Source organism: Bartonella rhinolophi (genome assembly GCF_036576165.1).
Taxonomy (GTDB): domain Bacteria; phylum Pseudomonadota; class Alphaproteobacteria; order Rhizobiales; family Rhizobiaceae; genus Bartonella.
In genome coordinates, this window is sequence record NZ_JBAFWY010000010.1 from 17,567 (window position 1) to 42,305 (window position 24,739).

25 protein-coding genes, 1 tRNA gene and 1 pseudogene are annotated in these 24,739 nt (G+C 37.8%); 12 read left to right on the plus strand and 15 right to left on the minus strand.

Annotated elements, in window-relative coordinates:
• Positions 1-133: 133 nt before the first annotated feature.
• The 3 genes from V5N67_RS06050 to V5N67_RS06060 form a co-directional block, all read right to left on the minus strand.
• Positions 134-934, minus strand: coding sequence for a TIGR02186 family protein (locus V5N67_RS06050; protein ID WP_332060998.1), 801 nt, complete (start codon positions 932-934; stop codon positions 134-136).
• A gap of 2 nt (positions 935-936) precedes the next feature.
• Positions 937-1,857 carry a sulfite exporter TauE/SafE family protein gene (locus V5N67_RS06055; protein ID WP_332060999.1) on the minus strand — a complete coding sequence of 307 codons (921 nt, stop codon included), beginning with the start codon at positions 1,855-1,857 and terminating at the stop codon, positions 937-939.
• A gap of 167 nt (positions 1,858-2,024) precedes the next feature.
• Positions 2,025-2,831 (minus strand): hypothetical protein, encoded by an 807-nt coding sequence (locus tag V5N67_RS06060; RefSeq protein ID WP_332061000.1) that lies wholly within the window; start codon positions 2,829-2,831, stop codon positions 2,025-2,027.
• A 574-nt stretch (positions 2,832-3,405) separates the two neighbouring features.
• On the opposite strand from V5N67_RS06060, the gene V5N67_RS06065 reads away from it, so the two are divergent.
• The 3 genes from V5N67_RS06065 to V5N67_RS06075 are packed head-to-tail and all read left to right on the plus strand — an operon-like array spanning position 3,406 to position 6,790.
• Positions 3,406-4,152: an electron transfer flavoprotein subunit beta/FixA family protein gene (locus V5N67_RS06065; protein WP_332061001.1), complete on the plus strand. Its 747-nt coding sequence runs from the start codon at positions 3,406-3,408 to the stop codon at positions 4,150-4,152.
• Positions 4,153-4,204: 52 nt separating this feature from the next.
• Positions 4,205-5,125: an electron transfer flavoprotein subunit alpha/FixB family protein gene (locus tag V5N67_RS06070; RefSeq protein ID WP_332061002.1), complete on the plus strand. Its 921-nt coding sequence runs from the start codon at positions 4,205-4,207 to the stop codon at positions 5,123-5,125.
• A 3-nt stretch (positions 5,126-5,128) separates the two neighbouring features.
• Entirely contained in the window at positions 5,129-6,790 is a 1,662-nt protein-coding gene (locus V5N67_RS06075; RefSeq protein WP_332061003.1) for an electron transfer flavoprotein-ubiquinone oxidoreductase, read from the plus strand.
• Positions 6,791-7,173: 383 nt separating this feature from the next.
• Here V5N67_RS06075 and V5N67_RS06080 read toward each other — a convergent pair whose 3' ends face one another.
• The 6 genes from V5N67_RS06080 to V5N67_RS06105 all read right to left on the minus strand — a co-directional run bounded on the left by V5N67_RS06080 (position 7,174) and on the right by V5N67_RS06105 (position 11,566).
• Positions 7,174-7,965, minus strand: coding sequence for a pyrroline-5-carboxylate reductase (locus V5N67_RS06080; protein ID WP_332061004.1), 792 nt, complete (start codon positions 7,963-7,965; stop codon positions 7,174-7,176).
• A gap of 59 nt (positions 7,966-8,024) precedes the next feature.
• Entirely contained in the window at positions 8,025-8,270 is a 246-nt protein-coding gene (locus V5N67_RS06085) for a hypothetical protein (RefSeq protein ID WP_332061005.1), read from the minus strand.
• A 106-nt stretch (positions 8,271-8,376) separates the two neighbouring features.
• Positions 8,377-8,757, minus strand: a complete 381-nt coding sequence (locus V5N67_RS06090; protein WP_332061006.1) for a YraN family protein — start codon at positions 8,755-8,757, stop codon at positions 8,377-8,379.
• On the minus strand, positions 8,750-9,637 hold the full coding sequence (gene rsmI / locus V5N67_RS06095) for a 16S rRNA (cytidine(1402)-2'-O)-methyltransferase (RefSeq protein ID WP_332061007.1): 888 nt from the start codon (positions 9,635-9,637) through the stop codon (positions 8,750-8,752). The genes V5N67_RS06090 and rsmI overlap by 8 nt, the downstream gene beginning before the upstream one ends.
• 55 nt (positions 9,638-9,692) lie before the next feature.
• Positions 9,693-10,391, minus strand: coding sequence for an orotidine-5'-phosphate decarboxylase (gene pyrF / locus V5N67_RS06100; RefSeq protein WP_332061008.1), 699 nt, complete (start codon positions 10,389-10,391; stop codon positions 9,693-9,695).
• 80 nt (positions 10,392-10,471) lie between these two features.
• Positions 10,472-11,566: an Mrp/NBP35 family ATP-binding protein gene (locus V5N67_RS06105; RefSeq protein ID WP_332061009.1), complete on the minus strand. Its 1,095-nt coding sequence runs from the start codon at positions 11,564-11,566 to the stop codon at positions 10,472-10,474.
• A gap of 653 nt (positions 11,567-12,219) precedes the next feature.
• Here V5N67_RS06105 and rpmH point away from each other — a divergent pair.
• The 8 genes from rpmH to V5N67_RS06145 all read left to right on the plus strand — a co-directional run bounded on the left by rpmH (position 12,220) and on the right by V5N67_RS06145 (position 18,153).
• Entirely contained in the window at positions 12,220-12,354 is a 135-nt protein-coding gene (rpmH, locus tag V5N67_RS06110; RefSeq protein ID WP_332061010.1) for a 50S ribosomal protein L34, read from the plus strand.
• Positions 12,355-12,471: 117 nt separating this feature from the next.
• Positions 12,472-12,864: a ribonuclease P protein component gene (rnpA, locus tag V5N67_RS06115; protein ID WP_332061011.1), complete on the plus strand. Its 393-nt coding sequence runs from the start codon at positions 12,472-12,474 to the stop codon at positions 12,862-12,864.
• The gene (gene yidC, locus V5N67_RS06120; protein ID WP_332061012.1) at positions 12,854-14,692 is read left to right on the plus strand and encodes a membrane protein insertase YidC; all 1,839 of its coding nucleotides are present in this window, start codon (positions 12,854-12,856) and stop codon (positions 14,690-14,692) included. The genes rnpA and yidC overlap by 11 nt, the downstream gene beginning before the upstream one ends.
• Entirely contained in the window at positions 14,689-15,336 is a 648-nt protein-coding gene (yihA, locus tag V5N67_RS06125; RefSeq protein ID WP_332061013.1) for a ribosome biogenesis GTP-binding protein YihA/YsxC, read from the plus strand. The genes yidC and yihA overlap by 4 nt, the downstream gene beginning before the upstream one ends.
• Positions 15,337-15,474: 138 nt before the next feature.
• Positions 15,475-16,167 (plus strand): glutathione S-transferase family protein, encoded by a 693-nt coding sequence (locus tag V5N67_RS06130; protein ID WP_332061014.1) that lies wholly within the window; start codon positions 15,475-15,477, stop codon positions 16,165-16,167.
• 324 nt (positions 16,168-16,491) lie between these two features.
• Complete coding sequence (gene dapB, locus V5N67_RS06135) at positions 16,492-17,304, plus strand: 4-hydroxy-tetrahydrodipicolinate reductase (protein WP_332061015.1); 813 nt, start codon at positions 16,492-16,494, stop codon at positions 17,302-17,304.
• Between the two features lie 33 nt (positions 17,305-17,337).
• Entirely contained in the window at positions 17,338-17,958 is a 621-nt protein-coding gene (locus tag V5N67_RS06140) for a 2,3-bisphosphoglycerate-dependent phosphoglycerate mutase (RefSeq protein ID WP_332061016.1), read from the plus strand.
• A 110-nt stretch (positions 17,959-18,068) separates the two neighbouring features.
• Positions 18,069-18,153: transfer RNA gene (locus V5N67_RS06145), tRNA-Leu, on the plus strand.
• Positions 18,154-18,372: 219 nt separating this feature from the next.
• Here V5N67_RS06145 and V5N67_RS06150 read toward each other — a convergent pair.
• From V5N67_RS06150 to bgtA, 4 genes and pseudogenes are all read right to left on the minus strand, one after another.
• Positions 18,373-19,755 carry an AAA family ATPase gene (locus V5N67_RS06150; RefSeq protein WP_332061017.1) on the minus strand — a complete coding sequence of 461 codons (1,383 nt, stop codon included), beginning with the start codon at positions 19,753-19,755 and terminating at the stop codon, positions 18,373-18,375.
• A 96-nt stretch (positions 19,756-19,851) separates the two neighbouring features.
• Positions 19,852-20,070 carry a hypothetical protein gene (locus V5N67_RS06155; protein ID WP_332061018.1) on the minus strand — a complete coding sequence of 73 codons (219 nt, stop codon included), beginning with the start codon at positions 20,068-20,070 and terminating at the stop codon, positions 19,852-19,854.
• A gap of 128 nt (positions 20,071-20,198) precedes the next feature.
• Positions 20,199-20,426, minus strand: coding sequence for a hypothetical protein (locus V5N67_RS06160; protein WP_332061019.1), 228 nt, complete (start codon positions 20,424-20,426; stop codon positions 20,199-20,201).
• Positions 20,423-21,053: pseudogene (gene bgtA, locus V5N67_RS06165) on the minus strand (gene transfer agent endolysin BgtA). Before bgtA ends, V5N67_RS06160 begins: the two are co-directional and overlap by 4 nt.
• Positions 21,054-22,052: 999 nt before the next feature.
• Between bgtA and V5N67_RS06170 the strand changes: the two are divergent.
• Complete coding sequence (locus V5N67_RS06170) at positions 22,053-23,213, plus strand: MFS transporter (RefSeq protein WP_332061020.1); 1,161 nt, start codon at positions 22,053-22,055, stop codon at positions 23,211-23,213.
• A 145-nt stretch (positions 23,214-23,358) separates the two neighbouring features.
• On the opposite strand, the gene V5N67_RS06175 is transcribed toward V5N67_RS06170, so the two are convergent.
• Both V5N67_RS06175 and V5N67_RS06180 read right to left on the minus strand, forming a co-directional pair.
• Positions 23,359-24,603 (minus strand): phage late control D family protein, encoded by a 1,245-nt coding sequence (locus V5N67_RS06175; protein WP_332061021.1) that lies wholly within the window; start codon positions 24,601-24,603, stop codon positions 23,359-23,361.
• Positions 24,600-24,739: tail protein X (locus V5N67_RS06180; RefSeq protein ID WP_332061023.1), on the minus strand; the 140-nt coding region annotated here is incomplete at its 5' end. The genes V5N67_RS06175 and V5N67_RS06180, both read right to left, overlap by 4 nt.

Genomic DNA, 24,739 nt, shown 5'->3' on the forward strand with positions numbered 1-24,739 from the left:
TTTATGGAGAGATAGGATTGATAATTTTTGCAAACTTTTTTCATATAACCGTAATGAGAGCAATCATTGTTGTACCTGTCTTTCTTTTTTACGCATTTTCTGCAAAAAATAAATATCTTAGAATTTTCTCTTGCTAATCTTTTCGAAAAATCAAACGACATAAAAAGCCTGTACTAACAGCCACAAGCACTGCAATAATACCATACAACAAACTGTATTTGTGAGCTCCATAGAAAATTGTATAAGCAATATGCGCTTTAACTATTTCAAGTGTAGTGGTTGCGCTATCAATAAACTGTTCATCACGAAAAAGATAAGCATGCACCTGATAATGTCCAACAGGAATATTTGCTGGCAACTGAAAATGCGCCGTAAAAAGCGAACCAGAACCAAAATGAACACCACCTACTTCTTCATTATAAAGCTTTTTAGCTTTTTGCAACTTTATAAGCTCATTGCGAAAAGTTTGTATTTTTGCTGGATCTTTTTCATTCGTCTGCAGCAAAAAATAAGATAACCCCAACCTCAAACGTTTATAATTTTCAGCACTGGTAATATCATCAATTGCACGCGTTGTTACCATTGAATAAAAGGAGGGAACATTTTCAAAAATGAGGGAACCTGAATTAACCCAAACTCCAGCATTCCGTTTCTTTTCTCGCATCACCATAGGTCGTGCTTGTCCTTCCAAGATCACAACAATATCATAGCGTTTTTGTCGAGAATATAACGGATCAATATTTTCCAAAACTCCAGCAATATAAAGATCACGACCATCAAAATGTGCATCAACTGTGATCGTATTTGTTGTGACAATAATCTGAATCGCTTCACGATCAACCGATGCAACTTCCCCACCCACATCCGCCCACGTAGAAAAAGGAAGTACATAAAACCAGCTTGAGATTATGCATAAAGAAAACAATTTACCCATTTTTATCTCATAAAAGTAGCTAAAGAGAAAAGATTATCAGGGCGTATAAATAATTGAAAAGCAAGGCGCATACACACAATCAACACCAAAAATGCAAGCGCCATACGCAGTTGTTCAGCCTTTAACTTTCGTCCAGCCCGTATTCCGTATTGCACACCAATACTGCCTCCAAGCATCAACAAAAAAGCTAAAACAATATCAACAGACTGATGACTCACACTTTGTAAAATTGTTGTAAAAGAAGAGACAAATGTAATCTGAAAAAGTGAAGTTCCAATCACTACACTAGTTGGAACACGTAAAAGGTAAACCAGCGCTGGCACCGTGAAAAATCCTCCACCGATTCCCATAATAGAAGAAAGCAACCCGACAATTAAACCAATTCCTAAAACTGGAATAATGCTTACATATATCATCGATGTTCGAAAACGCATTTTAAACGGCAATTTATGAATCCAATTATGCCGGCCAGCAAGACGAATATGGATTTTTTGTGCTTTGCGCTGTCGCATCATATCACACCAGCTCTCAATAATCATCAAACTTCCAACACTCCCAAGTAAAATCACATAAAGAAGTGAAATAATGAGATCCAATTGTCCCAGTTCCTTTAAAATTGAAAAAATTTGAATTCCGATTAAAGAGCCAATCCCCCCTCCAATCGTTAAAAGAATACCAAGCTTAATATCAAGAGTACGCCTTCTAAAATGTGCAATCGCACCCGTCACAGATGATGCAATCATCTGATTAGCCCCCGTTCCAACAGCAATAGCAGGAGGAATATTATAGAAGATCAATAAAGGCGTGATTAAAAAACCACCACCAATCCCAAAAAGACCTGAAAAAAAACCTGCCACCACCCCCATACCAATCAAAATCAGCATGTTAAGCGACATTTCAGCAATTGGTAAATAAATACTCACTTACAGAACCTTCAATATAATTTGAGGTTTGTTTGAATAGTTTTAAGCTCTTTTTTAATAACCTTTGTTGCATTTTTAAAAAGAACAGTTTTAGACTTTACACACATCGTTGAAAAATCATAAATTGTGTAAATACACCCCTCACATTCACTGATCTAATAACAACATCACAAATTAAAAAAACGAGCCCCTCTTAAAAAGCTATAGGAACATAACGTTATCGCTACCATAAATGCAATAATTAAAAAACAAATAAGTAATTTTTTAACAGAATAACGTAAAAAAAATCTCTCCCTCAAAGGCTTTGCTTTTAAAGAAGAATCACACTGACTATCCTCAACGCAACCTCCAGATGTTTGAATATTTGGTGCAAAATGCATGATAAGCCCTTCAGCTTCTTTTAAAGAAGGCTTCGTGACGTTTGTTGGCAAAGAATTTTCCCCATCTTGTTGGGATGCATTTACAGCATTTATTTGGGTTTGATTCATGCTTTTCTGTTCTGAAAAATTTGGTGCCTCTTGGCACGAAAAGCTAATTTGGCTTTCCATATGAGCAAGATGGTGCACTATAGAATTAAGCGACTTTGAACGAGAAACACGTCGTGTCATTGCAGCTTCTTGCGAATTTTTCTTTTCGCTACGCAAATCATTATGCAAATTTTGAATAAGCATTTTAATCTGCCCCAAATGCTCAAAAAGCTCTTTTTCTCTCTTATTGCGCATAGAATACTCGGCCAAAATTGCGCGGCTAATATCATCCAAATAAGACTTAAAACTATCTTCCATGGAGCTTGGTGATACCAAATGATGAGGCGAAGACTTCATCTGCATTTGTGCATGAACAGAGCGTAAATTTGTAGCAATATCCGACATTGTCATTGCAGCATGCGCACTCACTGCCTCCTTTTGCTTAACAGCAAAAGAAGAAAATTTGTCGTGTGGAACTTGATTTATAATATGGCTTTTCGTACTCACAAAACGCTACCCCTCATTTATCTTCTTCGAAGAATCGCACAAATGAGTGAGAAGTGTGCGTTATTTTAGTAAATAGAGCTTTAAAAATTATCAGAAGCACTTAAAATAATAATTTTGATGTCCCTACTCTCAATATTTGAATTGAAAAACGACCATTTTTCTTCTCACTATTGTATCGTTACCATGGAATACGCATCATAGCCATAGAATCTGAGCATGTGGAACTAAAAAAGGATATTCCCATTTTGTTATTCATATATTTATACCATTTTTAGCACCCCTTATTTTAAGTTCCTTTCATGAAACTGTTGCACAAACTATGATGAATATGTTCAATTTTTGAAGCCAATACCCGATTAGGTTTTGTACCTTTTATGTAGAGAAGAAAGCAACTATTAAGAAATAAAGCAGCAAAAATATAAACTGTGCACAACAGTTAATGATAAAAAATACAAATAAATGTAAGAAAGCTTACATGATTAAAAAAAATTATAAAAGAAATTCAGCTCTAAACGATTTGGTTTCTGATCATTATTATTATAAACTTGTGGTCGTATAAATAAAGAGGATCATTATGAAGGTAGTTGTCGCTGTCAAACGTGTTGTTGATTATAATATCAAAATACGCGTCAAACCTGATAGCACAGGTGTTGATCTGTCCCATGTAAAAATGTCTATGAACCCTTTTGACGAAATTGCCGTAGAAGAGGCAGTTCGCCAGAAAGAATCTGGAAAAATTTCAGAAGTTGTTCTTGTTTCAATTGGACCAGAAGCAGCACAAGAAACTTTGCGAACTGGACTTGCAATGGGTGCTGACCGAGCCGTCCTTGTAACAACTGAAGAAACACTCGAACCCTTAGCAATTGCTAAAATTCTCAAACGAATTATTCATGAAGAAAAACCAGATATGGTCTTTTTGGGTAAGCAAGCCATTGATGATGATAGCAACCAAACTGGGCAAATGCTGGCTGCCCTTCTTGGTTGGGGGCAAGCAACTTTTGCCTCATCTCTCAACATAGAAAATGGATATGCAACAGTCACCCGCGAAGTCGATAACGGCACACAAACTATTTGTCTCCCCCTTCCCATGGTTATGACTGCTGATCTGCGATTAAACGAGCCACGCTATACTTCTCTCCCTAATATTATGAAAGCGAAAAAGAAACCCATTGAACAAAAAGCACTTTCTGATCTTGGTGTGAACACGCAAGCACGCTTAACAGTTCTCAGCGTTGAAGAGCCACAACCTCGGAAATCTGGTGTCAAAATGGCTAATGTAGCAGAGCTTATCAGTGCACTAAAACAAACAAAGCGCATTTAATATTCGAGAGTAAACTGGTTAAAAGCAACAATGCATAAAAGGGCAAAAATTTATGGCAATTCTTTTATTGGCTGAACACAATACAGAAGAAACTGCAAAAGCACTCACCGCCGCTCGAGAAATCAGCGATAATATTGATATTTTGGTTTGTGGCACAAAGGTTCAAACACTTGCCGAAAACACTGCGCATCTGGCTGGTGTACGGCAAGTCCTTATTGCTGAAGCCGATTACTTAGCAAATCAGTTAGCTGAACCCGTAGCAGATACGATCGTTCAACGAGCAAATGATTACGATGTGATCATGGCTGCTTCTACCAACATGGGCAAAAATATAATGCCACGTGTGGCTGCTCTTCTTGATGTTATGCAAATTTCAGATATCATCTCTATTGTCGCACCTCATACCTTTAAACGACCAATTTATGCAGGGAATGCTATTGAAACTGTCCGCAGCAATGATCTTAAAAAAATTATAACCGTACGCACAGCCTGCTTCACGCCAGCTCCCTCTCAAAATGACGCTGCTCCTATTAAAACAATAACGCCAGCTCCCAATCCAAACCTTTCTTCTTTCATTAAAGAAGAAACCAGTAAAAGTGATTGTCCTAATATTGCTTCAGCACGTGTTATTGTATCTGGCGGGCGCGGTCTTGGTTCTCAGGAGCAATTTATGGCGCTCCTTCTCCCTCTTGCCAATAAATTAGAAGCTGCCTTAGGTGCTAGCCGAGCAGCTGTTGATGCAGGCTACGCCCCTAATGATTGGCAAATCGGGCAAACAGGAAAAATCGTCGCTCCTGAACTTTATATTGCCGTTGGCATTTCTGGTGCAATTCAGCATTTAGCTGGAATAATGGACGCACAAGTTATTGTAGCCATTAATAAGGATGAAGAAGCCCCCATTATGCAAATTGCTGACTACGCCCTTGTCGGCGACCTTCATCAAATTATTCCTGAATTGGAGAAAGCTTTATAAACCATGAATGCGTCTCTGCATCACCAACGCGAAAGCATGGAATTTGACATAGTAATTGTGGGAGCAGGACCTGCAGGACTTTCTGCCGCAATCCGCTTAAAACAGATTAACCCTAAACTTTCTGTTACAATCGTTGAAAAAGGTACCCAAGTCGGTGCTCACATTCTATCTGGTGCAGTTATTGATCCCATTGGTATTGACACACTCTTGCCAGAATGGAAAAGTGAGCACCATCACCCTTTCAAAACACCTGTCACTAGTGATCAGCTTTTTTTTCTGAAGCCGAAATCCGCCACAATATTTCCCAATATTTTTCGCCCAAAAATCTTATCAAATGATGGTTGCTACATTGTTTCACTGGGAGATGTCTGTCGTTGGCTAAGTAAAAAAGCCGAGGCGCTCGGCGTTGAAATTTATCCTGGTTTTGCCGTATCGCATACTATCCAAAATGATAACGGAGCTATCATTGGTGTTCTTACAGGTGATATGGGTCTTGATAAAGATGGAACCCCTAGAAAAAATTATATGCCTGGGATGGCATTATTGGCTAAATATACTCTGATTGCCGAAGGAGCACGTGGTTCAATTGCGAAACAACTGATACAAAAATTTGATCTCAGCAAAGGTCGTGAACCCCAAAAGTTCGGTCTTGGTCTCAAAGAACTCTGGGAAGTTAATCCTACAAAACATAGACTTGGTTTAGTTCAACATTTTACTGGCTGGCCATTAGATAATAACACTGGCGGTGGAGGTTTTCTTTATCATCAAGAAAACAATTTAATTTCTGTCGGCTTTGTGGTGCATTTAGATTATCAAAATCCTTATCTCTCTCCCTTTGAAGAATTTCAACGTTTTAAAACACACCCAAAACTCTATGAGATCTTCAAAGACGCAAAACGCCTTTCCTATGGCGCACGTGTTATCAGCGAAGGTGGTTGGCAGTCTGTACCAAAACTCACCTTTCCTGGTGGAGCACTTATCGGCTGTGCTGCTGGTTTTGTTAATGTCCCTCGTATCAAAGGATCACACAATGCGATCTTATCAGGTATATTGGCAGCCGATAAAATTGCTATAGCTCTTGCTCAAGGGCGCGCTCATGATGAAGTGAAAGAAATCGAAGAACATTGGCGAAAAGGTCCCATTGGCAAAGATCTTTATAAAGTGCGCAATGCTAAACCACTCTGGGCAAAATACGGCACAAAACATGGAATGACACTCGCAGGCTTTGATATATGGTGGCAACAGCTGTTCGGGTTTTCCCTATTTAAAACACTTCCACACAAAAAAGCGGATTACGCGTGTCTTGAACCAGCAGAAAAATTCCAACCCATTGCTTATCCAAAACCCGATGGTATTGTAACCTTTGATCGTCTTTCCAGTGTTGCGCTCTCTAATACGCATCACGAAGAAATGCAACCTTGTCATTTAAAAATAGTCTCACTAGAAAAACAAAAAAACTCTGAATACGCAATCTATGGAGGACCTTCTGCACGCTATTGCCCTGCCGCTGTCTATGAATGGCTAAACCATGATAACCATGAAGCTTATGTTATCAATGCTTCAAACTGCATCCATTGTAAAACATGTGACATCAAAGATCCCAACCAAAATATCAATTGGACCTGCCCACAAGGAAATGAAGGACCTATTTACCCAAATATGTAATGATTGTTCATTTCGCTAAAGTTGGAAGCTATAAAATGCAATCAATGGTAAAGTCTTCTCTTAACTCAAAATCTTACCTTACTCCATTGATGCAAAATAAAACGCACTTTATACCACACCCATAACACGCCATAATACAATGTCTCAATTTTTTTGTTAAACTTTTTTCATCAAAAAATCGTATAACATGTTTTTATTAAATAATTTTTTCTATCAATGATCAAAAATATTTTAACCACTTTGACGCGCTATAGCAAAATCCCAAATATGAACCCCTCTTACTATTGAACGCACTTAACAAACAATTTTGTAGATTCTGTATTCATGTAAACACGTTAATATCCCATTCATTCGAATGAAAAAAGAAATATTGAGCAAACATTCTAATTTGTAAATGAAGCGTTCATTTTCTGCAAAGTTGTCTCAAGAGCCGTTATTAAAGCACTTCTTCCACCTTGGCGAGAAAAACAGTTTGATAAAAATTCATTTGTTCCTCCCTTCGTTGAAAATTCTTTCTCAAGCAACGCAAAATCGAGAGATGCAGAACCATCAGTCGCTATAATTTTGCGCATTTCATCAGTAAGACTTCCAAACATCATCGCAAGAAACTCTGCCGACTGCTGTTTCTTTAACCCCTGTGCAACAAACCACTGATGTGCTGTTTCTATAAAATTAAAATAAACCCCCATTAGTGAACCCGCAGTCATGAACAGGTTAAACTGATCTTCTGCATCCAACACCACTGTACCGCCCAAAGCATCAAATAAAGTGCGTAAAAATGGGTGGTCAGGATAAATTGGCGTTAAATTTTTGCATTCCGCGACAAAAGGAAGCGGAACAGCACGATAAACTTTATGATTGATCCATTCTTCAACTTCTGCTGCTTTTGCCATAGCAAGTACAGAAACAACAAGCTGTTCTGGACGAAAACGAAGAGAACGCAGAACCTCTTCTGCAATTTGATTGGGTAAACAAAGAAAAACACAATCACTAATATCCAGCAATGCTTGATTGTTTTCGGCAATTATAACCTTAGCATAACTGCGCGAAAGGCGCTCTGCTATTTGTGCATTACGTGGCGAAACAATAATTGAAGGAACATCAAAAGTGCTATTCATTAAGCCATCCACCATTGAAGCGCTGATTTTACCGGTTCCTAAAAAGCCAATTTTCATTTCTCTTTCTCACTTTCATAGATAATTTTAAATGGAATCCAATCAGCGTTTCACTCATTTTAACTAACGTAAATGCTAATTGAAGAAGCAACACATAACACAGCAAGAATAATCAATCCCAAATAGATTTTGGGCTTATCAAAGAGAACTGCAAAAGCAGAAAACCAACCAACAATAGCTGCCGTTAATGCAAACAAAAAACCTGACTTATTCATGAGTACAATATGCACTGCCATAAGACCACCAATAACCAGCGCTCCAAAAACAATCAACAAGCCAGTTGCAAATTTTTCATAATCATCCATCTCTCGCTCCTCATAGAGTTTAAATTGTTACTCACTTTTTCATCCATAAATACATATACATAAAAATGAATTTTTACCTATCATAGTCTAAACGATATGGAAATTTTCATTTGTCAGACGTAAAAAACGCTGGAATATGATGCGGAAAACGCCACGGCAAAACTGCAATCAAATCAAAACGCACACATAAAAGAGAACGATCTCTTTGCCGTGCTAACCAAATATCTGCTGCTGCTTCAATGCGCCTCTCATTCATCCGAGAAACCGCAGCCATTGCTTCAACCAATGTTGAACGTGCTTTTACCTCAACGATCAAAACAAGATTTCCACGCCGTGCAATTAAATCGATCTCACCACACTTTGTTTTAAAACGAATTTCAGCAATGTGAAATCCTTTAAAACGCAACCACCAAGCTGCCCATTTTTCCGCACGAACACCTCGATAAAAAGATTTTTGTCTGCGCTCTTTTTGCTTAATTTTATGCATCTTTTAAAAAAGTCAACCGTTGAAAGAGTTCTTGCTTTTTTAAGCCAGTTTTTTTAGCAACCATTGCCGCCACCTTAGCAGCAGAATGCACGCGTGCCAAATCTAATAACATTTCATCAATCTCTTGATCGCTCATCACTTCCAAAGAGGGAAGTCCTGCACCAACAAGCACAACAATTTCTCCACGAATATGTGCCTGTTCTCTATAATTTTCAAATAAAGTACCTAAATTAGAAACATTTACCGTTTCAAACTTTTTTGTTAATTCGCGACATATTGCAGCAGGTCGATCAGCCGAAAAAATAGAAATCATATCTTGTAAAGTCTCGATAAGACGATGAGGCGATTCATAAAAAATCAAAGTGGCAGGAATAGCTTTTAATTGTTCTAATCGTTTTTGACGTTGTGACTTGCGCGCACTCAAAAAACCTGCAAAGAAAAAACTATCGGTGGGAAGCCCCGTCGCCACTAAAGCGGCTAAAAGAGCTGATGCACCAGGAATCGGAACAATCATGTGACCAGCTTCACGTGCCTGTTCAACCAACTTAAAACCAGGATCAGAAATAAGCGGTGTCCCAGCATCTGAAACAAGCGCCACGGTTTTGTTTTCTGCCAAAGCCGCTAATAATCGTGCCCCTGATTTTTGTGCATTATGTTCATGATAAATAAATGTTTTTTTTTGAATACCGTAGCGTTCCAACAAAATGCGCGTCACCCGCGTATCCTCACACGCTAAAATATCAACTCCTGCAAGCACTTGCAAAGCACGAAGAGTTATATCTGCAAGATTCCCAATAGGCGTTGCCACCAAATACAGCGCTGATTCCATAACGGGCGCAGAATAAGCATGGGCGCCTATGAAATAGGCTTTTTCACTCATACCCTTCTTTCATCATCACATACCTCCTCTCCCTAAGGTCTCACCAATATCTTTATTAGTGATCATCTGCCATTTCTGCCAAAATTTTCTTTGTCGCTGCCACAGGATCAATTGCTTGAACAATTGGTCGCGCCACAACAAGATGACTTGCTCCAGCATTTAATGCTTTTTTTGGCGTCATAACCCGTTTTTGATCATCATTATCGCTTCCCAAAGGACGAATCCCTGGTGTAATCAATGCCATATCAGCTCCAATAACTTTCCGCAAAGCCTCTGCTTCCAGAGCCGAAGCAACAATCCCACCCATTCCTACATTTCGTGCTTGTTCAGCTCTTTTAAGAACTAAATTTTTCAAATTTTCTCTATAGCCTGCATTTTCCAAATCGGCATCATCCATTGATGTCAAAACCGTTACCCCAAGCAAACATAAATCGCTCCCCTTAGCGACAGCAACGGCTGTCTGCATTGTTTTTGGATAAGCGTGAATCGTCAGCATCGAAACGCCTAATTTAATAATATTCTCCACAGCTTTTGCAACGGTGTGATCAATATCCAGTAATTTCATATCAAGAAATACTTTTTTTTGCGCCTTAATGAGCTCTTTAGCTAATTCTATTCCACCAGCAAAAACTAACTGATAGCCTATTTTATAAAAACAAACATCATCGCCCAATTGCGTGATCAGTTTTTCTGCTTGTTTCACATTTGGAACATCTAACCCAACAATAAGACGCTCATGTATTGCAGTTCCCATAAAAAACCCTTTTTTTCTTTTAATGTTCTTTATATTTCGAATGATTAGATTTTAGAAAACCCTTTTAGAAAAACATAAATTTAACAAAAATTATTTTTTATTTTATCAATTATAGTACGATAAAGCTTGGCATGCTCGCCATCAGGCTTAGCAACAAAGATTGGCATACCATCATCTGAAGAAGAGCGTAAAACTGCATCAAGCGGCACTTCTGCCAAAAAAGGAACAGCTCGGCGTTCCGCTTCTGCACGTGTACCACCATAACCAAAAATATCGTATCGCTTTCGCGTATCGGGAGCAATAAAATAACTCATATTCTCAATAAGCCCTAAGATAGGAACACCAACTTTCATAAACATTTCTATCGCTTTACGCGCATCAACCAAGGCAAGATCCTGTGGAGTAGAAACGATCAGCGCCCCCGTCAAAGGGACTTGCTGAGCGAGCGTTAATTGCGCATCTCCTGTCCCTGGTGGCATATCAACCACCAAAACATCAAGGGGCTCCCATAAAACATCTCTTAACAATTGCGTTACAGCTGCCATCACCATAGGACCACGCCATACTACTGGCTTTTCTTCCTCAACCAAAAATCCCATTGACATCAATTTAAGACCGAATTTTTCAAGTGGTTGAAGCTTTTTCCTATCACTCAACTGTGGTTTTTGATGAACAAGCCCTGTCAAACGTGGTAAAGATGGACCATAAATATCAGCATCCATCAAACCCGTCTTGAACCCAAAATCTTGCAAAGCTAAGGCAATATTTATCGCCATTGTAGATTTGCCAACGCCCCCTTTTCCAGAAGCAACCGCAATTACATGCCGTACACCTTCTATCGGCATCTTCGCAGGCAATAGATTTGCTTTACGTTTTTGTGCAGAAAAAACTGCATCGTTACGTGCTTGAAGAGGTACCTTCGATTTTTTTTCCGCCGTCAGTGTAACAATAACAGACTCAACCCCATCCATAGCGCACACCACTTTTTCAGCATAACAGCGCAACGCTTCCCACTCCTGCAGACGACCATCAGGAACTGTAATGGAAAAGAAAACCTTACCATTAGCAATTAATATTTCTGAAAGAAGCCCCAACGATACAATATCGCCTTCAAAATCTGGTCCTTTAATTTTACGTAACTCTTTGCGAATAGCCTCGCTTGTGATAGGCTTCACACTCTTTCCTCTCTGTACAAATGCTAGAGAATTTAGCAATTTAGCAATAAAGACGAAAACACTTATCGCTCATCTCTTGAAGATTTTCCACTTTATGAGAGTTATAAAGTGTTAATAGCTTATACCTTATCCCTTTCAAAACATGAAGCCAACCTCAAATAAAAACTTTGCGTAGAAAATCTGTTACGAAATCCTAAAAGACACACTTTGTTATACAATCAAGCTTTACAGATTCTCCTATAAGCACCTCTAAAATCCAAAAAGTTGAGCAAATTTTTCATATTGAAAATAGAACCAGCGCATACACAAAACAATATCTTTCATAATTATACAATAACCATTATATAATAATCTGCTTTCTGTAGCTCTTCTTAACGCTTTTGCTATTCATTTGTAGTACAGAAAAAATAACTGTAAACTGAATCATTGTAACCACTCATTATTTTCTTAGAATTTTAAAGTGTTACACACGAAAATAAACATTCGTTGTAGAACCTTTTTACATTTTTTCAAGGAATAGAAAGATAATCTAAGATTGACTTTTTTTATGTTTTTCCTTATGGATTAGCAATCATTCAATGAAAGTAAGCTTGTTCATCTAATGCATAACTGCCCATGAATTAAGAAGGGCCGCACACTGCGGTATTAAATAAATGAAACGTACTTACAACCCCTCTAAACTTGTTCGTAAACGCCGCCATGGATTTCGTGCACGCATGGCAACAGCTGGTGGACGTAAAGTTATTGCAGCTCGGCGTGCCCGTGGACGTAAGCGATTATCCGCTTAACTATTAAATTTTTACAACAAGTTGAATATTGTTGATTTTTCCTTGTTGTGAAGCTTTCGTTGTGAACCTTTGATGCCTGTTTTTGCAGGCATTTAGTGAAATTGCGAAATGTTCTTTATGAAAAAAAAACATCCCTGCCGCATTCGTAAAAGAGCAGATTTTTTAGCTGTACGCACAGGAGAAAAGCGACGTGGTCCTTTGTTTTTGCTTGAAGTTAAACCTCGTGAACAAATAGCAGACATAAAGCGTCCCCTTGTTGCACGTGTGGGCTTTACTGTCACGCGTAAAAACGGTAATGCAGTCAAACGTAATCGTATAAAAAGACGCTTACGTGAAGCAGTAAGAGTTGGTTTAGCAGACGATATGGAAGCAGGAACAGACTACGTCATTGTAGCACATCGAGATGTGCTCCATGCTCCTTTTACGTCTTTGATCAACGAATTAAGCCGACGGATAAAGTCAAAAACAAAATGCCAACAACGACAACAGAGTAATACAAATGGAATATAACCGCAATTTTTTTATCGCTATTGGATTGTCTTTTGTAGTGCTCATCGCATGGCATTTTCTTTATGTTGTTCCCAAACAAGCCGAATTGCAACAACAACAAATCATTGCGCAGCAGTTGTCAAAACAACAATCTGCATCTAGCACTGGCAAAACAAATTTTTCTGATGATGCACTCACTCATGGATCAGCATCTGAAACCAATTACCCAATGACTCCTGAAATGCGAAAAGCTGCATTGGCGACAACAAACCGTATCACAATCAAAACTAGTGAACTTGAAGGCTCCATTAGTCTTGTTGGTGCACAATTTGATGACCTTTTGCTCAAAAAATATCGCCTAACCGTAGATAAAGAATCACCAGAAATTGCTTTGCTAAATCCTAAGGGATTCTCAACAACCTATCTTGCAGAATTTGGCTTTATAAGCTTATCTTTACCAGCAGAAGCATTGCCGAACCCTAAAACACAATGGCAAATAGAAGGAGAAAATATAACGCTAACTCCTTCAACACCTGTTACTTTAATCTACAATAATGGACAAGGACAGATTTTCCGCCGCACCATTTCGGTTGATGACCACTATATGTTTACCATTGAAGATTCTATTAGTAATGAAAGTGATGAGCCCATATATCTTTCGTCTTACGCTCGCGTTGCACGTGCAGCTCCCCCAGAAGATACAAATGCAACCTATTTACTTCATGAAGGCATGATAGGTATTGCGGGTGATTCACTCAAAACTGAAAAGTACAAAACCTTAGCAGAGCTTAATCCAAATCCTGATAATGGAAAAAAAAGTATGACTTTTCCTAGAGTTACGGGAGGTTGGATCGGTATCACAGATAAATATTGGGCTGTTGCGGTTATTCCTTCACAGGATAAAGAATATACAAGCCGCTTTATTTATTTCGATCATCTGAATACCCACTATCAGTCTGACCTGCATAGTACGCCTTTAACTATTGCACCCCATGAAACAAAAACCGTCACAAATCGTCTTTTTGCTGGTGCAAAACAAGTTGAAATTATTAATTACTATCAAAATGAGCTAAATATTAAGAAGTTTGCTCTTTTAATTGATTGGGGCTGGTTTGATTTTATCACAAAGCCAATGTTTTCTCTCATTGACATGCTTTATAAGCAAACAGGTAATTTTGGTGTTGCCATTCTTCTTGTCACAGTACTCTTGAAAACACTTCTATTCCCGCTTGCAAATAAGTCTTACAAGTCTATGGCACGTATGAAACTTTTGCAGCCGATGTTACAAGAAATTAAAGAAAAGTATCCAGATGATCGGACAAAACAACAACAAGCAATCGTAGAGCTATATAAAACTCAAAATATCAATCCTCTTGCAGGATGTTGGCCAATGTTGGTTCAATTTCCAATATTCTTTGCTCTTTATAAAGTTTTGTATATCACCATTGAAATGCGGCATGCCCCTTTCTTTGGTTGGGTTCAAGATTTGGCAGCACCTGACCCAACTTCTCTTTTTAATCTGTTTGGTCTCTTACCTTATACAGTTCCAACATTTCTCATGCTTGGTGCATGGCCTTTCATCATGGGGATCACAATGTTTTTACAAATGCGTATGAACCCAGCACCCCAAGATCAAACGCAAGCTCTCATCGTCACGTGGATGCCCGTCATCTTTACCTTTATGCTAGCTTCTTTCCCTGTTGGTCTTGTTATTTACTGGGCATGGAACAACGTATTGTCGATGATTCAGCAAAGTATCATGATGAAACGTCAAGGTGTCAAAATTGAGCTTTTCAATAATCTGAGAGCCATGTGGCAAAAATCACCCAAAAAAGAAGTGCATGAATGACGAAAAGCTTTTCTTTTTCTGGAATTTTTTCTCGCAATTGGGTTTTTATTCGTGGTGTGCCTACAATACACTTTCTTCCTCCTGAGGGACCACCAGAAATCGCATTCGCGGGGCGTTCTAATGTTGGAAAATCATCCCTAATCAACGCACTAGTTCAGAAAAAAGGCTTAGCACGTACCTCAAATACACCGGGGCGCACGCAAGAACTTAATTATTTTGTACCCGACGGTTTCAGTGGAGAACGAGGGGACCTCCCTCCTATGGCACTCGTAGATATGCCAGGGTATGGTTTTGCTGAAGCCCCAAAAAATTTAGTTGAAGCATGGACACATCTGGTTTTTAGCTATTTACGGGGACGTACAACACTGAAACGTGTGTATGTCTTGATTGATTCACGTCACGGAATTAAAAAAAATGATGCCGATGTTCTAAACCTTCTTGATAAAGCAGCTGTTTCTTACCAAGTTGTTTTAACAAAAAGTGATAAAATAAAATCGAATGAACTTGAAAATTTAGTAATGATTACAAAAACAAAGCTTCTTAAACATCCAGCAGCCTATCCTGAGCTTCTCATAACATCTGCAGAAAAAGCATTAGGCTTAGAGGAATTGCGCGCTGCCATTTTGCAAGCAGTCACACAATAAAATGCATCTTGTCGTTAATATATTATTAAGTATGATTGCTGACAGCTGCTAATGATCTTGTACTTCCAACAAAGCATCTTTATAAAAATTCTTATCATTTTAACAAACCCGTCAACTTCATTTTTGATAGCGTAGACTATGCTGACACTTTTTCATTCGCCCCTCTCTTCTGCCTCCCGCTTCATACGCCTTATTCTCGGAGAATATAATATAACCACCCAATTGATTGAAGAACATGAATGGGCAAGAAGACACGAATTTCTTGCACTCAATCCAGCTGGAAATGTCCCCGTTCTTCTTGCAGAACACGAAACTCCATTATCAGGAGCCACCGCTATTTCCGAATATTTAGATGAAACACGTGGAAGTTTGCAACAAAGAAATAAATTTTTTCCAGAAAACCCTTTAGATCGTGCTGAAGTACGCCGTCTTAACGATTGGTTTTTAAATAAATTTGAAAATGAAGCTATACGCCATATTGTGCGAGAACGAATCTACAAGCGTGAAATGCCGATAGCCATTGGTGGCGGTGCTCCAGATTCGCAAATTTTACGCAATGCGCGCGCTAATATTCTTCCCCATATGAACTATCTCAATTGGCTCTGCGCATCCCGTGACTGGTTAGTTAATTCTGCACTATCCTATGCAGATTTAGCAGCAGCAGCTTCTATTTCTGTCCTTGATTTTCTCGGAGAAATTGACTGGGAACAATCTCCCGCAGCCAAAGACTGGTATATGCGAATTAAATCGCGACCTTCTTTTCGCTCTCTTTTAACAGATCGCGTCCGAGGTATTGCAGCAAGCACTCACTACGCTGACCTTGATTTTTGAAAAATTCTTCCAGACAAAATGAAAGCAATATTTCATGGATAATATACTTCTAGTGCGCTTCTATTACAGCAAAATCTCAAAGGATGACATGTCTCATACATGAGATTCATATCATTTTCTCAAACATACATTTAAAGAGCTTTTTGAGCAGTATTCATATTATTTTTTAATAGTGACGACTGCACCTCTTCACAAATTTGTATAAACGAGCAGTGTGTTTAAATAACCAAAGAAGTAAAATCTTTTTTCTTATATACAGAACTGTTGGAAAGAAAAAGAGAATTTGCCTATACTCAAAGAGTAAAGTGCTATAAGGAGAAAAATATGCGTCTTACAGTTGTTGGTGGAAATGGAAAAATGGGACGCGAACTAATCGCAGCGATTCAGCGTAGAAAGGACGTAGAACTTTGTAGTGTACTTGTACGCAAAGAGTCTCCTTTTGTAGGAAAAGATGCAAGCATATTAATTGGTTCAGATATCATCGGCATTCGCATCACCGATGACCCAGAGAACGCCTTTTCTGACACAGAAGGTATTTTAGATTTTTCTCAACCACAAACCAGCGTTCTCTATGCCAACAATGCCTCTCAAAAAGGTTTGGTTCATATTATTGGAACAACAGGATTTAGTAAAAAAGAAGAAGAAAAAATTGCAGCTTTTGCGCAATATACAACTATCGTTAAATCTGGAAATATGAGCCTCGGAATTAATCTTTTGTCTAACCTCGTAAAGAAAGCAGCCAAAGCATTAAAACCTGATGATTTTGATATTGAGATTTACGAGATGCATCACTCTAGCAAAGTTGACGCTCCTTCTGGAACAGCTTTTCTTCTTGGGAATGCCGCAGCTGAAGGTCGTAATGTTATGCTCAAAGATGTCAGCGTTAGTGGACGCAACGGTTATACGGGAAAGCGTGAAAAAGGCACTATTGGCTTTGCCTGTTCACGAGGTGGAACAGTCATTGGCGATCACAGCGTTACTTTCGCTGGCTCACATGAGCGCATTGTTCTTTCACACTCAGCACAAGAACGCTCTATTTTTGCCAATGGCGCATTAAAAGCAGCTTTATGGGCAAAGGAACAAAAAAATGGTCTTTATTCAATGCTCGATGTTTTAGGATTGAGTGATGAATCCTAAACATCCAATAATAACCGACGCAGGAAACTCATAATGGGACGCACACTTGTATTAATTCGTCATGGACAAAGTGAATGGAATCTCAAAAACCTTTTTACTGGCTGGAAAGACCCAGACCTGACAGAAAAAGGTCATACAGAAGCAATAACCGCTGGAAAGAAACTCAAAGCAGCTGGTTTAAAATTTGATATCGCTTACACATCCGCCTTACAGCGCGCGCAAAAAACAGCTCAGCATATTTTAGAGCAAATGGGACAAGCAGATTTGCAGTTGATAAAAAATTCAGCATTAAATGAGCGTGATTATGGTGATCTATCTGGCCTGAATAAAGATGAAGTGCGTCAACAATGGGGACAAGAACAAGTACAAGCATGGCGCCGTTCTTATGCTATCGCACCACCTAATGGAGAAAGCTTACGCGATACTGGTGCACGCGTTTGGCCCTATTATCTTTACCATATCCAACCTTATATTTTGCGCTCTCAAACTGTCTTGGTCGCAGCACATGGTAACTCTCTTCGTGCTCTTATTATGGCACTTGAAGGTCTAAATGGTGAAGAAATTATATCTCAAGAATTAGCAACTGGCATTCCTATTATTTACACATTCAATTCTGACTCAACAATTTTATCAAAGAAAATCGTATCATCTTAAATCTTTAAAATCGTAATATACATAAAGAGTTTCATCCCATACTTCTCTGTGAAAAAGTGAATTTACAATTTTATTGACAGAGTTACTCCCTAAGCTTAAATGAAGTTTATGCCCAGATGGCGGAATTGGTAGACGCGCAGGTTTCAGGTACCTGTGCCGCAAGGCGTGGAGGTTCGAGTCCTCTTTTGGGCACCATGTTCTTTTTTATTTCATATAACTTATTGATTTTATTTTCTTTTTTAAAAGTGAGGGATACATAAATAAAGGTGAGGGAATAGGATTTTCGAACGCGTCTCTATGAAGAGCGTTCTTTTTTCAAATTTTTATATTAACTAATGTCTTAATTTTTTCTGAGTCCTGTTTTAAAAGACTATTAAAATTTTCTAATGAATATGCCAATAATCTCACGATCGATTATTCTAATCCAGTAATCTTTCTTATGGAGTTGATAATTTTCGCTACACTTCCCGTACCAGAAGCAATATCTTTAAGTATTTGTACAGCTGATGAAAAACTTATTTTTTGAGTTATATGAACCTTTGCTTTTTGAATAATAGGCTCAATAGCATTTTGAGCTTCTTTCGTGAAGGTATCTAATTCTAGAAATCTGTTACACATAACTCTAGGTGGCTCAAAATCACTTGCCTCATTACGCACAGAAAATAGATTATCTAGTTTACCTTGATTAATAAGGTAAGGCGAATGCGTCGAATAGATTACTTTATTATCCTCTAAGCTCGATAATTTCTGTAAAAAATCTAATATATTCTCTTGTAGATGAATATGTAAATTGTTCGCTGGCTCATCTAATAAAAAAACTATCCCATTTTTACTTCTGTGTCTACGAACCTCAGTAAAAACTTTAAAACAAAAGAACCAACGAAATCCTTTACTCCTTTCATACAAAGAAAAAGAACGATTCTTTGCTTTAACCTTTAAACAAAAATCTACAAAATTACCATCGCTACTATTAGATCTCTCTATTACACAATTATCAAATACGCTTTTACCTTCAGTAATATCCACCCAATCTTTTTTCACTACAGAATTTAAATAATCATTTACCGACGCCATACGCTGATCAATCGCATCAACATCATTACAATCAACAATATCGCGCTGAAAATTAATATCAGGTACAGCTTTTTCATCTTTTACACCCGCATGCATATAATAACTTCCTATGAGGAAATCATTTAAAATCATCCGCCATTGGTGATTTTTCTCTGAACTTAATAATGAATCTTGTGCTACATATTTTCTTTTTAAAAATCTGATTTTATCAGGCACCTCAAACATAAAATCATCATAATAGACTATTTCAGGAGTTCGCTCAGCTATCCATTTCATAATAGAATCGTCTTTATCTATCTGTTTTTTATTAATGCATATAATACCTTCATCACACACACTATTCTTAAACGGATAGATAAAAGACAATTCAAATTTTCCATACTCATTATTTGTAGTGTCTTTACAGATTAGCTTTTTAGAAAGTGTTTCTAAAGATTTCAGTGCATTCATATCGTCACTATTACAAGAAAGACATGCTGATAAAACGATATCACCATTAAAATAAGAGCTCTTTGGACGAATAGAAACGAAAAAATCTTCTGGTAATTGCTTTGCTCTACAAAGCACAGATATGAAATTGATACCTTTTAAAATTGTAGTTTTTCCCGATTCATTATTGCCAACAAGAACAAAAGGAAAATCTTGATTTCCTTTTGTAAAATCTATTTCCACAGGCTGTGAAATTCCTCGAAAATTTTCTAATTTAAATGAAGTAAAAAGCATGATAATCCTTAAAGATATCTGAAATAAAAATGTTTTATGATGTGTGGGATAGAAATATTCAGTATTGTATTATAAAGTAATTCAAGCAACAAGCTTTTAACTCTTTAATAACCACTGCTTTAGATGCGTGAAAATATCGTCTACTGCATCTACGAGACGTGCAAATTCAAGAATAAATAAAACGATGATGAGCACGATCCATTTCATAAAGCGAGACATCATTTTCACACTTTGGTAGGTAACAATTATCTCTTGAAGCATTTCCTTTTCTGCATCCGTAAGCTCTGTGTGCTTTTCAGTTTTTCTTTTAACCATGTTTCCACCCACACAAGCGTTCGCCCTGTTTGTTATGCTTTAAGATGTCTCTTGCTAAGCTGGAACTCATTGTAGTGAGGTCTTGACGTTCCAAATAAATTGGTCTCCAACCAACACAAGAAGCGCTTTTATTCGTCACGCACCCAGCGAGAAAGCTCAACGCGCACATCAGCATCACTTTTTTTGTTAATTTCATTTTCCACCTCAAACCGTGTTGTTGCTGCCTCTAAAGCTTTCTTCGTTTGCTTTTGTTTCTCTGCGTTTTTTCCAAGGAAAAAAGCTTTCACTAAAGCCATAAAAAAAGCAGCGAAAGCTGCCATGAGAGGGAGGAGATTCTTCTTGACCCACCACATCATAAGCGTTGCTCATGAAAGCGCTTGGCTATAAACGCAATACCAATACAGGCTGCTATCACCATAATGGCTGCCAATGCCCATTGCACGGGACCATTCCCTGCTAACAAGCCTCCAAGCCCCGAAAAAGAACCAATGATTGGTGCAAGTGCTTCTAGTTTTAAAAAACCTGCTGGCTCTTTTGTTTCTACTGTTTGATAGTTGGAAGCAACATAAGACCCTTTCACCCATAACCCCGCTTCTGCTGCTCGACGATTAACAAGACCTTGAAGACGCTTTCCACCCGCTTTAGTCCATCTCTGTAATTCGGCTGGTACAGCTTCATAATCACCTTTATTCAGCTTTTTAAGAAGTGTAGAGTTGGCAAAATGCTGCTGTCCCTACATTATAACAAAAAGACACTAATGCTGCGAATTGCTCATCTGTTAAAGAAACCGTGACAGCTTGCTCAACAGCATTCTCAAATTGTCTCAAATCTTGGTAAAGAATATTTTCTGCCTTTTCTTCAGTGATATTCATATTTTTGTGAACAACAGGTTTTCCAGCAGCACTTGTATGTCCATAGCCGATTGTCCACATACCAACGGAATCTTGATAAGATTGTAAATGCAAGCCTTCCCATTTCTTAATGAGAGCAAGCCCTTTCTTTGCATATTGTTCCCTTCATAAAAAAACCTGCAAAAAGTAGAGCTGAATGACATGATATATTAAAATTAAATTCTTTCTTACCTTGAAGGATTCAAATAATTATAGAAAATAAGCACTTTAGCTAAAAAAGCGTTATAATTCCTTACTTTTGAAAAAGAGAGCGATTGCTTAAAAATATTAAAGTAATAAATTAAACCCCGATTATACTACATTGAAATATAGCTCATAAAATAACAATCATAATGAACGCTAATCAGATAGTTCAGGTGCATATATCAGAGGGTATCCAGAATGTTTCCAATCAAATTATTCAAGTCTCTGGTTTATCAGTAAACAATATCATGAAAGCTTTGGTTCCTATACTCACAAAGATAAAGCCATTCTATCTGCCTTATTTCAGCCGAATGAAGAAACAGGAGTAGCTTTTGCTAAAATAGATGAAGGCAGGTTAAAAAAGTTTCGTTCTGTAGACGAATTATTCCACAATTTATATGCGGACGATTGGACATACCAACCATCTTCAAACGCGATTTCAAATGTAAAATGAAAAAACGTTATGGACATTCTTGGGGCACTAACTTTCACAAAATTGCTGAACCTTTGAAAAATAAACTGTTAGAAAGCTGGTACCGTAAGTACATATTAACTAAAAAAGTACTAAGAATTGACTTTTATTTACAGAAAGACTAAGTTGCATTTTGGAAAGATATCTTTTCAAAAATGTAGCATTTAAAGAGGGATTTCAAATCATATAATGCAGTCACTGGCTCTTTGGCAGCTCTTGAGGCAGTGAAATATTTAACGAATTTTGACAAATGTCAAATTATGGAACGTACATTATTCATTGATTTTTCTGGATATCAAATTGATAAAAGTAGACACCCATATAATGGCTATTTCCATATTTGTAATAAGATATGAATTTATGTGTCTCATATGAAGTAATGGATTAGTTACTTTATTAGCGCTGCTGGTGAGTAAATGGCTAGTATACTAACATTTGGGTTTCTATTTAATGGTATAAGAATTTTGACAGGCGCTTTTATTGTGTTTTATATGCTTGAAAAAGGCTTAACTATTGTTGATATAGGTATAATTAAATCATTCCAAGCTTTTATTATGATGGTTACAGATATTCCTCTTGGATATTTTGCAGATAGAAAAAGTTATAAAATCTCTATAATTTTGGCGTCCGCTTTTTCAGCTGCATGGCTGTTTTTTATGGGGGTTTCTAACGGCTTTTACGGTATTCTTTTAGCAGAATTTTTTAACGCGTTGTCACTTACATTGATTGCTGGTGCCTACAATGCTCTACTTGTTCAATACGCAAAAAAAAAGCTTACATCTACTAAAAAGGTGCTTGGCTCCAGCTCTCAATATAATTATGTTGGCATGTTTATATTTAGTTTGGTAGGCGCGTATTTTGCTGATTATTCTAGCCAATATATATGGTACATATCTGCATTTTTAATGATGATTACAACAATATTTGGTTTATTTTTTTTGGATGATCTAAAAGGAGAGAAAAAAACAGAACAGCCGAATTCTTTAATTTCTGACGTAAGAGAAATGTTATCTATTTTTGTTAAAGTTCCTTATATATCTCTATGTTTTTATTTTTCACTTATTTTTTTCAATATATTTTCGCAGTATTGGCAGTGGGTATTTAAAGACTATGATATTAATGTAACTTATTTTTATCTTGGTATGATATTTTCTCTTATATTGTTTTCCCAACTACTGGCTAGTTTTTTATTTACAAAACTGAATGAGAGAATGAATTTTGTTTTACTGCTGTTTCTTTCAGCTTTTATGATTTTCACGATTGTTTCCTTTGATCCAAAAAAAGAAATTGCCGTTATTTTAGTATGCATAATTTTTTATTTAATTAAATATACATCTCTTCGTGTAGAAGTTACCCTGCACAATAGTATTGGCGATAACCTCAGAGCAACATACGAGTCTTTCCTGTCAACTGTTGTAAGACTTAGTTTATTGGTATTTTTTTACATTAGTGCGTACATGATAGATATATTTGGTTTTTTGTCATTAGTTTACATTTTTGGTATATTTGTCTTTACATTTATTTTTTGCAGCATTTTTTTAGAAGAAGCCTTTAAAAAGCTTCAGCGAAAATATTAACTTATCGTTATCACTAAGTTTCATTCTTTCCCAGTAGCTTGGTAGATCAAATCACATATCGCAGTCATTATCAATTTATTGGCTTTTTAATTTTTTCTTGCATTCAATAAAATGACAACAAACCTACCTCCTCCTCTCATTGAATCTAATCAATGATGTCATCCTTATCTGGTGTGGTGTTGGCAACATTTCCCGCGGCATCTTCCTGCCCTTCATCAAAAAGTTCGCAGTCTATTTGTGTTGTATAGCCTCCATTGGGTGCAAACTCATGTTTAACGCTTTTGATACGCCATTCGAAAGGGATGTAAGGTCTAAAGGGTGGTTCTTGAATAAGCTTTGCTTCTGCTTGGATGAGGGGGTTCCCACCCATATCACACGAAAAGGATGATTTTCCACGTGATGACTTATTGCGATAAGAAGCAATCGCTGCAACAGCTTCTGACTGGTTGTGATAGGTATATTTTAATTCATGAAACGGTGCTTCACCAGATTTAACTTCTTTTTTTTCACCACTGCGTAAATCATGATAGCTGGCAATAACACCGCCTTTTTTCTCTTCCCCTTCTTTTATGGATGTTGATTCTGTCTCTTGTAGCTTAGGCAGTGTGGGGCTTTTGTTGGTATCACTCTCATCCATGTGAATAAAGTTTTCATCTTCCTCCATTTTTTCTGGTGCCCGTGCATCGGCAGCAGCTTTTTGATCGTCTCCAGCATCCATTTCTAAGCCATTGGCTGCCCCTGCTTCATCACGTGCGCTATATTTAAAATCCCAAGAGCTACACATTCTCTCATTGATGGAAACTATCGGAAGCGGCTCCCCCGTTATGGCTTTGCCAGCACCACGTTTGGCAAGTACCAGTTTCCCATCAACAGGCTTTGCAACAGCATCATATTCCGCAGCAAGGCGTGCAGCAAAAGCCATGTCACTTTCCGCCGTTTGATCAATGTGACGCACAACAATTTTGGCAAGTGTCGGGTCAACCTTTGCCTCATAACCATTCCGTGTTGCGATCTCTTGAACAATACTACCTAATGTTTTTTGATGATAGGATTGGCTTTTGGGTGTTCTGTAAGATGTGTTCATCGCAGCAGCACGCCCCGTAACACTTAAAGTTTGCGGTGGGCTGCTTACCGATATTTCATCAATCAAGTACGTGCCCATATCCCGCACAGCTCCCCCTTCATAGCCAAGAATAATAGAAATCACTGTTCCAATTAAAGGAATATCCAGAAAACCATTGTCATTTGCCCGTGCACGATCATCAAGCTCTATGGTGATACGGTCGCTTTTGTCTTCTGCCTCATCTGTAATTTCAATCGACAAGACATAATCCATGAGAGAATTTGTAATATCTTCGCCATTTGCTGTAACTGTGCAAAAAGGCTTCATGATTTGCGTCCCCAAATTCTAATCACTGGTGTGGCTTTAGGATAGGGTAAAGAAGGCAAAACTATCCTTACCCCCGCTTTTAACAGAGCACCATAATTTGCAAGACCATGATTAGCCGCATAAACACGTTCAACAG

Coding starts and splice junctions, on each gene's coding strand:
- V5N67_RS06050 (WP_332060998.1), bottom strand. CDS start 934: ATGGGTAAATTGTTTTCTTTATGCATAATCTCAAGCTGGTTTTATGTA.
- V5N67_RS06065 (WP_332061001.1), top strand. CDS start 3,406: ATGAAGGTAGTTGTCGCTGTCAAACGTGTTGTTGATTATAATATCAAA.
- V5N67_RS06070 (WP_332061002.1), top strand. CDS start 4,205: ATGGCAATTCTTTTATTGGCTGAACACAATACAGAAGAAACTGCAAAA.
- V5N67_RS06075 (WP_332061003.1), top strand. CDS start 5,129: ATGAATGCGTCTCTGCATCACCAACGCGAAAGCATGGAATTTGACATA.
- V5N67_RS06080 (WP_332061004.1), bottom strand. CDS start 7,965: ATGAAAATTGGCTTTTTAGGAACCGGTAAAATCAGCGCTTCAATGGTG.
- V5N67_RS06085 (WP_332061005.1), bottom strand. CDS start 8,270: ATGGATGATTATGAAAAATTTGCAACTGGCTTGTTGATTGTTTTTGGA.
- V5N67_RS06090 (WP_332061006.1), bottom strand. CDS start 8,757: ATGCATAAAATTAAGCAAAAAGAGCGCAGACAAAAATCTTTTTATCGA.
- rsmI (WP_332061007.1), bottom strand. CDS start 9,637: ATGAGTGAAAAAGCCTATTTCATAGGCGCCCATGCTTATTCTGCGCCC.
- pyrF (WP_332061008.1), bottom strand. CDS start 10,391: ATGGGAACTGCAATACATGAGCGTCTTATTGTTGGGTTAGATGTTCCA.
- rpmH (WP_332061010.1), top strand. CDS start 12,220: ATGAAACGTACTTACAACCCCTCTAAACTTGTTCGTAAACGCCGCCAT.
- rnpA (WP_332061011.1), top strand. CDS start 12,472: ATGAAAAAAAAACATCCCTGCCGCATTCGTAAAAGAGCAGATTTTTTA.
- yidC (WP_332061012.1), top strand. CDS start 12,854: ATGGAATATAACCGCAATTTTTTTATCGCTATTGGATTGTCTTTTGTA.
- yihA (WP_332061013.1), top strand. CDS start 14,689: ATGACGAAAAGCTTTTCTTTTTCTGGAATTTTTTCTCGCAATTGGGTT.
- V5N67_RS06130 (WP_332061014.1), top strand. CDS start 15,475: ATGCTGACACTTTTTCATTCGCCCCTCTCTTCTGCCTCCCGCTTCATA.
- dapB (WP_332061015.1), top strand. CDS start 16,492: ATGCGTCTTACAGTTGTTGGTGGAAATGGAAAAATGGGACGCGAACTA.
- V5N67_RS06140 (WP_332061016.1), top strand. CDS start 17,338: ATGGGACGCACACTTGTATTAATTCGTCATGGACAAAGTGAATGGAAT.
- V5N67_RS06150 (WP_332061017.1), bottom strand. CDS start 19,755: ATGCTTTTTACTTCATTTAAATTAGAAAATTTTCGAGGAATTTCACAG.
- V5N67_RS06155 (WP_332061018.1), bottom strand. CDS start 20,070: ATGGTTAAAAGAAAAACTGAAAAGCACACAGAGCTTACGGATGCAGAA.
- V5N67_RS06160 (WP_332061019.1), bottom strand. CDS start 20,426: ATGATGTGGTGGGTCAAGAAGAATCTCCTCCCTCTCATGGCAGCTTTC.
- V5N67_RS06170 (WP_332061020.1), top strand. CDS start 22,053: ATGGCTAGTATACTAACATTTGGGTTTCTATTTAATGGTATAAGAATT.
- V5N67_RS06175 (WP_332061021.1), bottom strand. CDS start 24,603: ATGAAGCCTTTTTGCACAGTTACAGCAAATGGCGAAGATATTACAAAT.